The organism is Pseudomonas sp. PS02303 (assembly GCF_029959925.1).
Lineage (GTDB): Bacteria > Pseudomonadota > Gammaproteobacteria > Pseudomonadales > Pseudomonadaceae > Aquipseudomonas > Aquipseudomonas mandelii.
This window is the reverse complement of the sequence record NZ_JASCOM010000145.1, coordinates 1-14,894: the sequence shown is the minus strand read 5'-3', so window position 1 is coordinate 14,894 and position 14,894 is coordinate 1. Positions and strand designations below refer to the sequence as shown.

13 protein-coding genes are annotated in these 14,894 nt (G+C 59.7%); 7 read left to right on the top strand and 6 right to left on the bottom strand.

The genetic code is table 11. The features are described from left to right. Nucleotides 1-96 precede the first annotated feature (96 nt). From QMX98_RS24080 to QMX98_RS24070, 3 genes are read right to left on the bottom strand one after another with little or no spacing between them, the layout of a single operon-like run. Nucleotides 97-1,101 carry a 4-hydroxythreonine-4-phosphate dehydrogenase PdxA gene (locus QMX98_RS24080; protein WP_282411475.1) on the bottom strand — a complete coding sequence of 335 codons (1,005 nt, stop codon included), beginning with the start codon at nucleotides 1,099-1,101 and terminating at the stop codon, nucleotides 97-99. Next, nucleotides 1,098-2,069 (bottom strand): amidohydrolase, encoded by a 972-nt coding sequence (locus QMX98_RS24075; RefSeq protein ID WP_010462085.1) that lies wholly within the window; start codon nucleotides 2,067-2,069, stop codon nucleotides 1,098-1,100. The genes QMX98_RS24080 and QMX98_RS24075 overlap by 4 nt, the downstream gene beginning before the upstream one ends. After that, the gene (locus QMX98_RS24070) at nucleotides 2,062-3,402 is read right to left on the bottom strand and encodes an MFS transporter (RefSeq protein WP_010462087.1); all 1,341 of its coding nucleotides are present in this window, start codon (nucleotides 3,400-3,402) and stop codon (nucleotides 2,062-2,064) included. Before QMX98_RS24070 ends, QMX98_RS24075 begins: the two co-directional genes overlap by 8 nt. A gap of 377 nt (nucleotides 3,403-3,779) precedes the next feature. Between QMX98_RS24070 and QMX98_RS24065 the strand changes: the two genes are divergently transcribed. The 4 genes from QMX98_RS24065 to QMX98_RS24050 all read left to right on the top strand — a co-directional run bounded on the left by QMX98_RS24065 (nucleotide 3,780) and on the right by QMX98_RS24050 (nucleotide 7,919). After that, nucleotides 3,780-4,796 (top strand): tripartite tricarboxylate transporter substrate binding protein, encoded by a 1,017-nt coding sequence (locus QMX98_RS24065; RefSeq protein ID WP_077749158.1) that lies wholly within the window; start codon nucleotides 3,780-3,782, stop codon nucleotides 4,794-4,796. A gap of 52 nt (nucleotides 4,797-4,848) precedes the next feature. Then, the gene (locus QMX98_RS24060; RefSeq protein WP_010462091.1) at nucleotides 4,849-5,382 is read left to right on the top strand and encodes a tripartite tricarboxylate transporter TctB family protein; all 534 of its coding nucleotides are present in this window, start codon (nucleotides 4,849-4,851) and stop codon (nucleotides 5,380-5,382) included. After that, the gene (locus tag QMX98_RS24055; protein WP_010462093.1) at nucleotides 5,379-6,908 is read left to right on the top strand and encodes a tripartite tricarboxylate transporter permease; all 1,530 of its coding nucleotides are present in this window, start codon (nucleotides 5,379-5,381) and stop codon (nucleotides 6,906-6,908) included. Before QMX98_RS24060 ends, QMX98_RS24055 begins: the two co-directional genes overlap by 4 nt. A gap of 69 nt (nucleotides 6,909-6,977) precedes the next feature. Further along, nucleotides 6,978-7,919, top strand: a complete 942-nt coding sequence (locus tag QMX98_RS24050; RefSeq protein WP_010462095.1) for a LysR family transcriptional regulator — start codon at nucleotides 6,978-6,980, stop codon at nucleotides 7,917-7,919. A 46-nt stretch (nucleotides 7,920-7,965) separates the two neighbouring features. On the opposite strand, the gene QMX98_RS24045 is transcribed toward QMX98_RS24050, so the two are convergent. The 3 genes from QMX98_RS24045 to cysK form a co-directional block, all read right to left on the bottom strand. Then, nucleotides 7,966-8,829, bottom strand: a complete 864-nt coding sequence (locus tag QMX98_RS24045) for a DMT family transporter (RefSeq protein ID WP_010462097.1) — start codon at nucleotides 8,827-8,829, stop codon at nucleotides 7,966-7,968. Between the two features lie 450 nt (nucleotides 8,830-9,279). Then, a complete protein-coding gene (locus QMX98_RS24040) occupies nucleotides 9,280-10,218 on the bottom strand; it encodes an aspartyl/asparaginyl beta-hydroxylase domain-containing protein (protein WP_010462099.1) in 939 nt (312 codons plus the stop codon). A gap of 215 nt (nucleotides 10,219-10,433) precedes the next feature. Next, nucleotides 10,434-11,408, bottom strand: a complete 975-nt coding sequence (gene cysK / locus QMX98_RS24035) for a cysteine synthase A (RefSeq protein ID WP_282411474.1) — start codon at nucleotides 11,406-11,408, stop codon at nucleotides 10,434-10,436. Between the two features lie 127 nt (nucleotides 11,409-11,535). Between cysK and QMX98_RS24030 the strand changes: the two genes are divergently transcribed. The 3 genes from QMX98_RS24030 (at nucleotide 11,536) to QMX98_RS24020 (ending at nucleotide 14,792) form a co-directional block, all read left to right on the top strand. Next, nucleotides 11,536-12,612, top strand: a complete 1,077-nt coding sequence (locus QMX98_RS24030; RefSeq protein WP_010462103.1) for a DUF748 domain-containing protein — start codon at nucleotides 11,536-11,538, stop codon at nucleotides 12,610-12,612. Between the two features lie 142 nt (nucleotides 12,613-12,754). Continuing rightward, on the top strand, nucleotides 12,755-13,600 hold the full coding sequence (locus QMX98_RS24025) for a MoxR family ATPase (protein WP_010462104.1): 846 nt from the start codon (nucleotides 12,755-12,757) through the stop codon (nucleotides 13,598-13,600). Between the two features lie 13 nt (nucleotides 13,601-13,613). Beyond that, nucleotides 13,614-14,792, top strand: coding sequence for a VWA domain-containing protein (locus tag QMX98_RS24020; RefSeq protein ID WP_077749161.1), 1,179 nt, complete (start codon nucleotides 13,614-13,616; stop codon nucleotides 14,790-14,792). The last annotated feature ends 102 nt before the right edge of the window (nucleotides 14,793-14,894 follow it).

The window sequence follows — 14,894 nt, the reverse complement described above, 5'->3', positions numbered from 1 at the left end:
GAGCCTGCTCGCGAAAGCGGTAGTGCAGCCACCTTTTTAGTGACTGTCAGACCGCTATCGCGAGCAGGCTCGCTCCCACAGGGGATCAGTGTTGTGTCAGTAGTTGTTGGTGCCCATTCGGCAGGCGATTTCGAAGGCCTGGCGGATCGCGCCGACGTTGGCCTTGCCCTGCCCCGCGATGTCGAAGGCGGTGCCGTGGGCCGGCGTGGTAATCGGGATCGGCAAGCCACCCTGCACCGTCACGCCTCGGGAGAAGCCCATCAACTTGATCGCGATCTGCCCCTGGTCGTGATACATCGTCACCACCGCGTCAAAGGCACTGGCATCGCCCTGGACCTTGAGGAAAATCGTGTCCGCCGGGTATGGCCCTTCGGCCGCAATCCCCAGCGCCTGGGCCGAACGAACCGCCGGGCCGATGATGTCCAGTTCTTCGCGTCCGAACGAGCCGTTGTCGCCGTTGTGCGGGTTCAGCCCACACACGCCAATGCGCGGTTTTTCCAGGCCGTTGCGCTTGAGCGCGGTGTCGATCAACTGGATCGCTTCCACTACCCGCGTCTGGGTCAGCATGCCTGGCACTTGCGCTAATGCCACGTGGGAGGTCACGCGGGAGGTCCAGAGGTTGTCGAGCACGTTGAATTCGCAGAACGGCCCGTGGAAATCCAGCAGCTCGGCGAACCAGTGCAGCTCATCGCTGTGGGCCATGCCGGCCATGTGCAGCGAGGTCTTGTTCAACGGCCCGAACAACACCGCGTCGGTGGTCCCGGCCTCGGTCAGGCGCAGGGCTTGTTCCAGCGTGTCGAGGCTGTAGCGACCGCCGATGACACTGGCTTCACTGCGTGGAAATTCACCGACGGTGTCGCCACGAAAGTCATAGAACAGCGGCGTGTCATCACGAAATTCCAACTGATCCAGCGACTCGACGCGACGGTAAGGAAACTCCGTCCCGGCGATGCGCATGCCGCGACGCATTTCGGCCTCGTCGGCGATCAGGATCACATTGGCCTGGCTGCGCACTTCAGGCTCCGCAAGCAAACGTGCGATCAGCTCCGGGCCGATGCCTGCCGGGTCACCCAGCACCATCGCGATGGTTGTTTTGTTCATGCTTCACTCCTCAAGGGTTCAGGCCATTGGCGGTCAACGGCGCAAGGCTCGCAGCGATAAACCCGCTGCGCGTTGCTGTAGAACAGTCGCTCCTGATCGGCGCTCGGCAGATCAGCAACGATGGATTTGAAACCGCTGTAGATGTCGTCGAACGAGCCGCACAGGCTGTCCACCGGGAAGTTGCTGGCGAACATCGCCCGGTCAGTGCCGAACATGGCGATCACTTCACGCACGATCCAGGCGTTGTCCTTGGCGCGCCATGCCTGCCCCCTCTGGCCAAGGCCGGAAATCTTCACCTGCACGTTTGGCCATTTGGCCAGCCGAGCCATCGCCAGGCGCCAACCGGCCAGGCCTTCGGCGCTGCGGTCATTGGGCAACCCTGCGTGGTTGAGAATCAGCGTAGTGCCGGGAAAGTCCCGAGCCAGCCGTTCGGCTTCGTGCAGGTTCCACCAGGGGGTCTGCAAATCGAAGTGCAACCCCAGCCCTTCGAGGGCGGCAAAACTGCGCCGCCAGTGTTCGTCGCTCATCAGGCTGCGCACATGACCAACCTGCGCCGGTGAAGTCGCTCCACCCGGTTTGTGACGCACGCTGCGCACGCATTTGAAACTCGCTTGTTCGGTCAGTACCGCGAGGGCGTCCGGGTGGTCGAGCCAGGCCTGCGCCACGACCGCATTAGGTACGCCGTAACGGGCCGTCAGACTTTCGATAAAAACGGTTTCGCCAATCGGGTCTTGCGGGTCCCATTCGGTCTCGACGTACACCGTTTGCACCACACGGTGCGGGCCGGCGTCAGCGAAATAGTCCTCAGGAAAATAGCGCCGTTTAATCGCACTGTAGTCGCCGTAGCGGAACGGGATATTGGCTTCGGGCGCCAGCCACGGATGGTCATTGATCGTCGGGTCCCAGAAGTGATGATGGGCATCGATGATCGGACCGTTCCATGCTTCGCCAGATAAGTGTTCAGCCATGGCGCACCTCGTCGAGACTGATGAACAACGTCGCCAGCACAAAGACTGCCGAGCACACGGCAAAGAACCCCAGCACCGGCGCAAAACCTCCGGTCATTTGCACAATGATCCCCACCAGGATCGGCACCGCGATCCCGCCGGTGCTGCCGGCCATGTTCATCACGCCGCCGATCAACCCGACCCGCGCCGGTGCCGCCAGCAATGCCGGGAAGCTCCAGTAGAGGCTGCCCCACATCAGGAAAAACGCGGTCATGGCCAACAACGCCACGGCGGCAAACGGATTGCTCAGCGTCGGCAACAACAGAAAGGCGCCGAGGGCGACCACACCGGAAAACGCCAGCAGGCTCTTGACCGCCACGCCACGGCTGACACCCTTGCGGATCAGCCCGTCGCAGAGAAAACCACCGGTCAACGAACCCAGGGCCCCGCACACGAAAATCACGAAGGTGGCCGCGCCGATGCCTTTGATATCGAAGCCGCGAGCCTGGGCCAGATAGCTCGGGCCCCAGGTCAGCAAACCGAAATACACCATCGCCCAACTGGCACGGCCGATCAGCAAGCCGCTCAGGGAACGGGCCGCGATGCCCAGGCCTTTGACCGGCACACGGGCGGCTTCGGCAGCCGGCGTCGCGCGCCCGGCGTTGATCTTCTCCAGTTCTTCGGCATTCACTTGCGGGTGAGTAGCCGGGTCATCGCGCAGATAACGCCGCGCCAGCCAGGCCAGCACCAGGGTCGCGATACCGGCAATCACGAAGGCCAGGCGCCACGAATCCAGGGATGCAATCAGGTAAGCAATGATCAGCCCGCCCAGCGCCACGCCCAACGGGCTGCCGCTGTCCATCAGCACCGCGCCGCGACTGCGTTCGCTCGGCGCCAGCCACAGGGAAATCAGCTTGCCACCGGACGGGAACAACGGCGCTTCGGCGGCCCCGAGTGCAACGCGGGCGAACAGCAATGACAAGCCGCCGGTCGCAAACGCCGCCAACACTTGAAAAGTGCCCCACAACCCGGTGGACCAACTGATGACCCGATGCGGGCCGAAGCGATCGATCAGCCAGCCACCGGGAATCTGCAACAGCGCATACGCCCAGAAGAAGCTGCTGAGGATCAGCCCTTGCATGCTTGGCGACAGGGAAAATTCATGGGCAATGGTCGGCATGGCGATCGACAGCGAGACCCGGTCGATCAGGTTGACCATGGTCAGCGCGAAGACGATCGCAAAGATCCGCCAGCGCACGCTGCTCGCTTTGGTGGTGCCGGCCAGGGGTGTGGCCGCGTTGATCGGTTGGGCAGCTGCGCCAGGCAGATGCAGGGAAGCACTGGGACGAGCCATGGTGCGTACCTCGTTTCTTATTGTTGTGAATGCCGTGCGTGACCGGTTCGCCGCGCTGATGAGCACTATCGAAGGCTCGGTGATAACCGTCTAATCAATGATTGAGATACGGCGATAGCCTCGGGTTATGGCATACCGCGCTTTCAGGGGGCTTTCATCGCCGGCCGCCTTGACTGACTTTCCTCTCAAAACGCTCTGGCACACAGTTTCCAGCCCTCGTCACGTATTTGCCCCTGATGACCTATAACCGCAGGCTATCGGTGTATGTATTGTTTTGACTAGACGCCGAAGCGGAGGCTTCCCACACTCAGTCCAGGCTTGCAGCTTTTGAGCACCGACAAGTCATTCATAACAATTACAAAAAACGAGGCCCTTCCATGCGAAATGCATTCGTCCGTCGCACATCCCGTCTGTTTCTTGGCTGCACACTGGTCGCCGCCGGCGCCCTCCCCGCACTCGCCAACGCTGCCTGGCAGCCGGACAAGAACGTCGAAATCCTCGTTGCCGGCGGCCCCGGCGGCGGCACTGACCAACTCGGTCGGCTGATCCAGTCGATCATCACCACGCACAAGTTCCTCGACGTGAATACCATCGTCCTCAACAAGGGCGGCGGCAACGGTGCCGAAGCGTTCCTTGACCTGAAAATGAACAAGGGCGATCCGGAAAAACTGGTGATCGGCACCAACAACATCTACCTGTTGCCGCTGGTTTCCAAGCTTGGCTATCAATGGCAGGAGCTGACTCCCGTGGCGGCCGTTGCAGAGGACGACTTCATTCTCTGGAGCTACAAGGATGCCCCCTGGAAAGACGCCAAAGGCTTCTACGAAGCGGCCAAGACTGATCCGTCGAAACTGCGCATGGGCGGCAGTCAGTCCAAGGATGTCGACCAGACCCTGACCCTGCTGCTGAACCAGACCAACAACAGCAAACTGGTGTACATCCCGTTCAAGAGCGGCAGTGAAGCCGCGACCCAACTGGCCGGCAAACACATCGCCGCCAACGTCAACAACCCCAGCGAAAGCATCAGCCAATGGCGCGGCGACCAGGTCGAACCGCTCTGTGTGTTCAGCAAAGAACGCATGAGCTACACCGAGAAAGTCGCGGGTGATAAATCCTGGGCCGACGTTCCGACCTGCCACGAACAAGGCCTGGGTATCGATCAATACCGCTTCCCGCGCACCGTGTTCATGCCCGGCGACGTCACCGCCGAACAGCGGGCGTTCTATGTCGAGCTGATGCGCAAAGTCACCGAGACTCCAGAGTTCAAGGCCTACGTGAAGCAGAACGCGCTGGTGCCGACGTTCCTCGAAGGCGAGCCGCTGACTGCCTACATTGAGAAAGACACCGCCCGCGTCACCCCGGTGTTCAAAGAAGCCGGCTGGCTGAAAAACTGAGTTGTTCACGGCCGTGCGCGTGCGCACGGCCGTCACCTCTGGAGGTGCTTTCATGTCCCATTCTTCGGATTCACCGGCGCTGGTCGGTACCCGCTGGGTCGAACTCGGCCTGACACTCTTCACCACGCTGATCGGCGCGGTGGTGATGTTCGGCAGTCTCGAACAAGGTATCGGCTGGGGCGATTCAGGCCCCGAGCCGGGTTACTTCCCCTTCTACATCGGATTGCTGTTGAGCGCCGCGAGCGTGGGCAACGGCGTGTTGACCGTGGTGCGCTGGCACGCCCTGAGCATTGCATTCGTCAGCCGCAGCGCATTCAAGCAAGTGCTGTCGGTGTTCATCCCGATTGCGCTGTTCGTCGGCGCCATGCCGTTCACCGGCATTTATGTGGCCTCGGCCTGCTTCATCGCCTGGTTCATGTGGCGTGACAAGGTGCGCGCCAAGCCTTACGGCAAATGGATGATCGGCACCGTGTCCCTCGGCGCGGTGCTGGCCAGCTACCTGATTTTCGCGTTGTGGTTCAAGGTCCCGCTGGATGCCGGCCCGATGGGCGACTGGATTGCACTGGCCGGGAGAAGTTTCAAATGAGCGAGTTCGATTCCCTGCTGCAAGGCATGAACCTGATCCTCACCCCGGGCCACATCGGCCTGATGGTGATCGGCGTGCTGCTGGGCATTCTGGTCGGCGTATTGCCCGGCCTCGGCGCCCCCAATGGCGTGGCGTTGTTGCTGCCGCTGACCTTCACCATGTCGCCGGTGTCGGCAATCATTTTGCTGTCGTGCATGTATTGGGGCGCGCTGTTCGGCGGTTCGATCACCTCGATTCTGTTCAACATCCCCGGTGAGCCCTCATCGGTGGCGACCACGTTCGACGGTTACCCGATGGCCCGCGAAGGTCGCGCTGCCGAAGCGTTGACGGCCGCATTCAGTTCGGCGCTGATCGGCGCGCTGGCCGGGGTGTTGTTGCTGACCTTCCTGTCGACCAAGATTGCCGCATTCGCCATGTCTTTCAGTTCGCCGGAGTTCTTCGCGGTGTACCTGTTGGCGTTCTGCACCTTCATCGGCATGAGCAAGAATCCGCCGCTGAAAACCGTGGTGGCGATGATGATTGGTTTCGCCATGGCCGCCGTGGGCATGGACACTGTCTCCGGCAACCTGCGCCTGACCTTCGATCAGCCGGCGTTGATGACGGGCATCAGCTTCGAGGTGGCCGTGATCGGCTTGTTCGGGATCGGCGAAATTCTCTGCACCGTCGAGGAAGGCCTGGTGTTTCGCGGCGAGCATGCGCGCATCACGCCGATGGTCATCCTGCGCACCTGGGCCAAGTTGCCGCGTTACTGGTGGACGATCCTGCGCAGCACCCTGGTCGGTTGCTGGATGGGCATCACACCGGGTGGCCCGACGGCGGCCTCGTTCATGAGCTACAGCCTGGCGCGGCGCTTTTCGAAGAACCGCGAGAACTTCGGCAAGGGTGAACTCGAAGGCGTAATCGCCCCGGAAACCGCCGACCACGCCGCCGGCACCAGCGCCCTGCTGCCCATGCTGACCCTCGGCATTCCCGGCTCGGCCACTGCGGCGGTCATGCTCGGCGGTCTGATGATCTGGGGCCTGCATCCTGGCCCGACGTTGTTCGTCGAGCAGCACGATTTCGTCTGGGGCCTGATCGCCAGCATGTACCTCGGGAACGTGGTCAGCCTGATCGTGGTGCTGGCCACCGTGCCGCTGTTCGCTTCGATCCTGCGCATTCCGTTCTCGATCATCGCGCCGATTATCATCATGGTCTGCGCCATCGGTGCCTACTCGGTGCACAACTCGTTCGTCGACGTGGTGTTGATGTTGGGCTTCGGTGCGCTGGGTTATCTGTTCAAGAAACTCGGTTACCCGATTGCGCCGCTGGTGTTGGCGGCGGTACTGGGCGACAAGGCGGAAGATGCGTTCCGTCAGTCGATGCTGTTCTCCGACGGCCACGTGGGGATTTTCTGGTCCAACCCGTTAGTGGGCTGCCTGACCACGGCGGCGTTGCTGATGCTGTTCTGGCCGTTGATTTCCAAGGCGCTGGGCACCCTGACGGGGCTGCGCAAACCCCAGGTCGCCAAGCCTAAATCGGTGCTGTAACACGGCAATGCTGGCAACGCCTGGCATTTGTTGTCAGGCTTGCCGCAGTCCTAATTGCGAGCACGGCCCATGACCCGAATTCCTGCTGCCAATGTGATCCACAGTCGACTGCGTCTGCGCCAACTGCGGCTGATGCTGGCGTTGCAGGAATTCGGCTCGTTGCGCCGCGCCGCCGACCACATCGGCATGACCCAGCCGGCAGCCACCAAGATGTTGCACGAAGCCGAAGACTTGCTCGGCGTCGAACTCTTCGAGCGTCTGCCCCGGGGCATGCGCTCGACCCCGTTCGGGGAAACCGTCATCTACTACGCGCGCATGGTGTTTGCTGAACTGAGCGGCATGCGTGAAGAACTGGTCGCGCTCGAATCCGGCAACCTTGGCCGGGTTGCGGTCGGTGCGATTCCGGCGCTGGCCTCGGGGCTGTTGACCCGCACCATCGCGACCCTGAAACAAAGCCATCCACGCTTGTCGATGAGCATTCAGGTCGACACCAGCGACGTGCTGGTGCAGGCGCTGTTGCAGGACCAGCTGGATATCGTATTGGGCCGGATTCCGGCGGGCGCACGGGCCGAAGAGTTGCTGTTCGACAGCCTCGGCGAAGAAGCCTTGTGCGTCATCTCCGGCGCGCAGAACCCGTTGGCGAAAGAGAAAAACCTGAGCTGGGCCGAGTTGCAGAACATGACCTGGGTACTGCAACAGCAACCGAGCCCGATGCGCGCGATCATCAATCAGGTATTCCACAATGCGCGGGTCGACATCCCCAGCAGCATCGTCGAAACCACCTCGATCATGACCTTGCTGTCCTTGATCCAGCAGACCGACATGCTGGGCGTCACACCGGTGTCGGTGGTGGAGGATTACCCGGGCCGTGATTTGCTGGCGGTATTGCCGATCAAGTTTGAAGCACGGCTGCCGCCGTACGGGCTGATTACCCGCCGTCACCGCATTCAATCGTCAGCGATGCAGGCGTTCATGAATTCGGTGCGGGCCGAGCACGCGCTGGCCAAATAAAAAAGGCCCGGAGCCAATGCTCCGGGCCTTTCATTTTCACGCTGCTTTACGCTGTTTTACGGAACACAAATACCAGCCCGACGATGATCAGCAGCATGCCGAGCATGCTCAATACCGCCAGCCGATTACCGAAAATCAGGTAGTCCATCACCGCCGTCACGGCCGGCACCAGGTAAAACAGACTGGTGACATTCACCAGATTGCCCCGGGCGATCAAGCGGTACAGCAGCAACGTTGCCAGCACCGACACCACCAATCCCATCCACAGCACCGGCACGATGAACCCGCTGCCGTGTTCGAAATGAAACGGCTGGAACGGCACGAAGATCCCGCAGAGCAGCAGCCCCGCGAGGTACTGCACCGGCAGCGTGCCGAGGGGATTGTCGGTGATGCGCTTCTGCATGATCGAGCCAAAGGTCATGCTCGCCAACGCCAGCAAACCAAAAAGCATCCCGGCCAAAGACATGCCGGCCAGACCGATGCCCTGGTAAACCACCATGATCAACCCGACCAGGCCCAGCGCCAGACCGAACATCCGGCTGGCCGAGCGCTGACGCTCCATGATCACCACCGTGAGAATCGGCTGCACACCCATGATGGTTGCCATAACGCCCGGTGTGACTTTGAGGTCCAGGGCCAGCAGATAAAAAATCTGATAAGCCCCCAGCAACACCACGCCCGTGGCCATCGCATACAACATCGCTTTGCCACCCTTGGGCAATTTCAGCTTGAGCAACGGCACCAGCAGCATCAATCCGCACAAGGCGATGGCAAAGCGAATCAGCAGAAAGGCAAAGGGCGATGCGTGGGCCAGGCCCCATTTGGAGAAGATCGCACCGCTGCTCCACAGCAGAACGAACAGGCTCGTGGACGCCGCCGCGAGCGCGGATTTTTTCGACAGGACAAACATGAATACCACCTGTAGTCAGGCAAGAAGCCAACTCAGCCGAAGCTGAAATTCAGTAGTTTTTTTCAGGCGGGCGCGCAGAACAGCAAAGAACGCTGATCAGCCCGAAACGCCAACGCCCGGCGGTGATACGACTGCGTACACCGGCGTGCTACTGACAGGTGGGGGGTAATGACTGATCTGCGCAGGCTGCTTATTCCCGCACGGCACGACGCCAGCGTTGACCGCTGAATCGACTACCGCATTGAAGAGGGAAGCTGGCATGAACTGATCTTTTTTGATGGGGTGGGCGGTGGGTAACAGAACCACCGAGCGCCGACTATAACCAGCGGCGGACATGGATTGCAATGACTTGGACAAAGGGCCAGTCACGACACCTCGTCGCGGGCGCGCCATTTAAATTCTGCTCATAAAAAAACCGCTCCCAAGGAGCGGTTTTTCTTTTGAATCCAGTCACGCAAACAACCAATACCCCAACAACGTCAGCACCACCACCGCCAACACCGGCCGCAGCACGCGGTACGCCTTGGGATTACGACGCTTCCAGCGTTTGACCACACCACTGACCTTGTCGCTGGAATTCTTGCTCCAGGCATACGCCTGGTTAATCCCGCCGACACGTTCATCATCAAGGTTCTGAGGTGCGGTGGCGCGACCGAGCAAGCCGCTGAGCCAGCGGTTGATGAAGGTCATGACGCGGTTGCTCAGCGGTCGTTCGATGTCGCAGAACAGAATGACGCGGGTTTTCTCGGATTCGTTCTTGACCCAATGCACGTAGGTCTCATCAAACATCACATCTTCACCATCACGCCAGGCATACACCTGGCCGTCGACAAAGATACGGCAATCGTCGGAGTTCGGCGTCGACAGCCCCAGGTGATAGCGCAGCGAACCGGCAAACGGGTCGCGGTGCGGGTTGAGGTGGCTGCCACCCGGCAGCAACGCGAACATTGCACCCTTTACGTTGGGAATACTGCTCACCAGCGCCACGGTTTTCGGGCACAAGGCTTCAGCGGATGGCAGGGGTTTGTCGTACCACTTGAGGTAGAAACGTTTCCAGCCTTTCTTGAAAAACGAACCAAACCCCGCATCGTTGTGTCTTTCGGCGGCGCGGATGTAACCCTCGTCGAACAGGTGCATGGCTTCGTCGCGGATGACTTCCCAGTTGTCTTTGAGCACGTCCAGTTCCGGGAACTTGCTGCGGTCCAGATAGGGTTTGGACGGCACGCCGGAGAACAGGTACATCAAGGCGTTGTAAGGCGCAAACAAGGCCGAGTGATTGACGAATTGACGCAGAACCGGCAATCGCGCCTTCCCGCGCAAATGCACATAGAGGGTGCTGCCCAGAAATAGCAGCAACACTGACGCTTTCGCGGCAAAGGAAAAGGTCATCTACGGCTCCTTGAGGTTAGGCTCTTCGCACAACGCCATTTACCCGACGTGGCAGCCGGCCATGATAAACACTACCGGCCTCGGGAAAAACCCGCAAAAATCGACATTCAGTATTAAGGTTTGTGCAATAAAGCACTTATTAACATAAGGTTCCTGAACGGGGGCTGACCTGAATCAGCCCTCTCACCAAAAGATCAAACCATCGCAGGCAGCGCCTACTGCTGATTTTCCTGCTCGGTAAACAGGTCGCTGAACAACATGCTCGACAAGTAGCGCTCACCGGAGTCCGGCAGGATCACCACGATGGTCTTGCCCTGCATTTCCGGTGTTTCGGCCAGACGCACCGCCACCGCCATCGCGGCGCCACAGGAAATACCGCACAAAATCCCTTCTTCCTGCATCAGGCGCAGCGCCATGGCCTTCGATTCGTCATCGGTGACCAACTCAACCCGATCGACGATCGACAAGTCCAGATTCTTCGGGACAAAACCGGCACCGATCCCCTGGATCTTGTGCGGGCTCGACTTGATCTCTTCACCGGCTATCGCCTGGGTAATCACCGGCGACACCACCGGTTCCACAGCTACCGAGATAATCGGTTTGCCCTGGGTATTCTTGATATACCGCGAAACACCGGTAATGGTTCCGCCGGTTCCAACGCCCGCGACCAGCACATCGACTGCGCCGTCAGTATCGTTCCAGATTTCCGGACCGGTGGTTTTCTCGTGAATGGCCGGGTTGGCCGGGTTGTCGAACTGCGACGGCATGAAATATTTGGCCGGATCGCTGGCCAGGATCTCGGCAGCCTTCTCAATGGCGCCCTTCATGCCTTTGGCCGGTTCGGTCAGCACGAGTTCGGCGCCCAGTGCCTTGAGGACTTTGCGTCGCTCGATGCTCATCGACGCCGGCATGGTCAGCATCAACTTGTAACCACGGGCCGCGGCAACAAAGGCCAGGCCAATGCCGGTATTGCCCGACGTCGGTTCGACGATGGTCATGCCAGGCTTGAGTTTGCCGGAGCTTTCGGCGTCCCAGATCATGCTCGCGCCGATCCGGCACTTGACCGAGTAACCCGGGTTGCGCCCTTCGATCTTGGCCAGGATGGTCACACCGCGCGGGGCAATGCGGTTGATCTGCACCAGCGGCGTATTGCCAATGGAATGGGCGTTGTCAGCGTATATACGGCTCATGGCTGGGTCCTTGTACAGCGTTGAATAAGCCCCCAAAGGTATGCCTGTTGCCAGTGGTCGTCCAGTCAGGTCGAACGTCCGGTAAACACCGCAGTCAATGGCTTTACATCGTCAGAGATTTGCCGCCATGAAACGTCGATACCGTTGGCCCCTGTGGACCCTCGCCGGTCTCGTTGTGCTGCTGATTGCCCTGCACTTCGCCCTGCCCTACCTGGTGCGCGATTACTTGAACGAGAAACTGGCGGACATGGGCGATTACCGGGGCCAGGTCACCGACGTCGACCTCGCGCTGTGGCGCGGCGCCTACAAGATCAACGGGCTGAAAATCGTCAAGGTCGACGGCAAGGTCCCGGTGCCTTTCGTCAATGCACCGCTAATCGACCTGTCTGTCAGTTGGCACTCACTCTGGTCCGACCGCGCTGTGGTGGCCGAAGTGCAGTTCTTCAACCCTGAGGTGAACTTCGTCGACGGCGGCGCCAATAAACAAAACTCCCAGACCGGTCAAGGCACCGACTGGCGCGCACAGTTGAGCAAACTGGCGCCGTTCACCTTTAACGAAATACGCATCTACGACGGCAAGATCAACTTTCGAAACTTCAATTCCAAGCCCCCCGTCAACATGAACGCCACTCAGGTCAACGCCAGCCTCTATAACCTGACCAACGTGGTCGACACCGAAGGCAAGCGCGACGCGCGCTTTGAAGGCAAGGCCCTGTTGCTGGGCCACGCCCCACTGGAAACCACAGCCACCTTCGACCCCTTGAGCAATTTCGAAGACTTCGAATTCCGTCTGCGCGCCAAGGATATCGAGCTCAAGCGCATGAACGACTTCGCCTCGGCCTATGGCAAATTCGACTTCAACGCCGGTCACGGCGATGTGGTCATTGAAGCGCAGGCCAAAAAAGCCCAATTGACCGGCTATATCAAGCCGCTGCTCAAAGACGTGGACGTGTTCAACTGGCAGCAGGACGTGGAAAACAAGGACAAAGGGCTGTTCCGGTCCATCTGGGAGGCCATTGTCGGCGGCTCCGAAACCGTGCTGAAAAACCAGGGCAAGAACCAGTTTGCCACTCGCGTAGAACTGAGCGGCAACGTGCATCGACAAGATATCAGCGCGTTCCAGGCGTTTTTGCAGATTTTACGCAATGGTTTCGTTCAGGCATTCAATGCCAGGTATGAGCGGCCGAAACCGGATCAGGGCTAAGTCACCAAGTGACGCCCCATTCAGAGACTGAATAAGCCGTCTGCGTTCACAGTCGACCGGCCTGCGCGTTATAGTCGGGCACTACACTTATTGCGCCCCGCCCTGCCTGATTCAGGTCGGCTTACCGTTCGAGGATTAGCAGATGAAGTTCGAAGGCACCCAGGCCTACGTCGCCACCGATGACCTGAAGCTGGCGGTCAACGCCGCCATTACCCTGGAGCGTCCACTGCTGGTCAAGGGCGAGCCAGGCACCGGCAAAACCATGCTCGCCGAGCAATTGGCCGAGTCCTTCGGTGCGAAATTGATCACCTGGCACATCAAGTCCACCACCAAGGCGCATCAGGGCCTGTACGAGTACGACGCGGTCAGTCGCCTGCGTGACTCGCAACTGGGCACGGAAAAAGTCCACGACGTTCGCAACTACCTGAAAAAGGGCAAGCTCTGGGAAGCGTTCGAGTCCGAAGAGCGAGTGATTCTGCTGATCGACGAAATCGACAAGGCCGACATCGAGTTCCCGAACGACCTGTTGCAAGAACTCGACAAGATGGAGTTCTACGTTTACGAGATCGACGAGACCATCAAGGCCAAGAAACGCCCGATCATCATCATTACCTCCAACAACGAGAAAGAGCTGCCGGACGCCTTCCTGCGCCGCTGCTTCTTCCACTACATCGCGTTCCCGGATCGCGTGACGCTGCAGAAAATCGTCGACGTGCACTACCCGAACATCAAGAAAGACCTGGTCAGCGAAGCGCTGGACGTGTTCTTCGACGTGCGCAAGGTGCCGGGCCTGAAGAAGAAGCCTTCGACCTCGGAACTGGTGGACTGGCTGAAGCTGCTGATGGCCGACAACATCGGCGAAGCCGTACTGCGCGAACGCGATCCGACCAAAGCGATCCCACCCTTGGCAGGCGCCCTGGTGAAGAACGAACAGGATGTTCAATTGCTTGAGCGCCTGGCGTTCATGAGCCGTCGCGGCACCCGCTAAGAGGCTGATCGCCATGCTGCTCAACCTGTTCAATGAAATGCGCGCAGCCAAGGTGCCGGTCTCGGTGCGTGAGCTTCTGGACCTGATCAATGCGCTGAAACAACGCGTGACCTTCGCCGACATGGACGAGTTCTATTACCTGTCCCGGGCGATTCTGGTGAAGGACGAACGGCATTTCGACAAGTTCGACCGCGCGTTCGGCGCCTACTTCAATGGCCTGGAGAAACTCGACGATCACCTTCAGGCGTTGATTCCTGAAGATTGGCTGCGCAAGGAATTCGAGCGTTCCCTGACCGAAGAAGAACGGGCCGCGATCCAGTCCCTCGGCGGTCTGGACAAGCTGATCGAAGAATTCAAGAAACGCCTCGAAGAACAGAAAGAACGCCATGCCGGCGGTAACAAATGGATCGGCACCGGCGGCACCAGTCCGTTTGGCTCCGGCGGCTTCAACCCGGAAGGCATTCGCGTCGGCGATGCCGGCAAGCGCCAGGGCAAAGCGGTCAAGGTGTGGGATCAGCGCGAGTACAAGAACCTCGACGATTCGGTGGAACTGGGCACGCGCAACATCAAGGTCGCCCTGCGCCGCTTGCGCAAATTCGCCCGTCAGGGTGCGGCGGAAGAGCTGGACATCGACGGCACTATCGACCACACCGCGCGCGATGCCGGCCTGCTGAATATCCAGATGCGGCCGGAGCGGCGTAACACCGTCAAGCTGTTGCTGCTATTTGACATCGGCGGCTCGATGGACGCCCATGTGAAGATCTGCGAGGAACTGTTCTCGGCCTGCAAGACCGAGTTCAAGCACCTGGAGTACTTCTACTTCCACAACTTCATTTATGAGTCTGTGTGGAAGAACAACATGCGCCGCACCTCCGAGCGCACGTCGACCCAGGACCTGCTGCACAAGTACGGCGCCGACTACAAAGTGATCTTCATTGGTGACGCTGCGATGGCGCCGTATGAAATCACCCAGGCCGGCGGCAGCGTCGAGCACTGGAACGAAGAAGCCGGTTATGTGTGGATGCAGCGGTTCATGGAGAAGTATAAGAAGGTCATCTGGATCAACCCCTATCCGAAAGATACGTGGGGGTATACGTCGTCGACCAATATTGTGCGGGACTTGATTGACGACCAGATGTACCCGTTGACGTTGCGGGGGTTGGAGGAAGGGATGCGGTTTCTTTCCAAATAGAGATTTTTGTTGTCTGTGAAAACGTCTTCGCGGGCAAGCCTCGCTCCTACAGGTTTCTGTGTTCGTGCATCGTGCACCAACCCTGTAGGAGCGAGGCTTGCC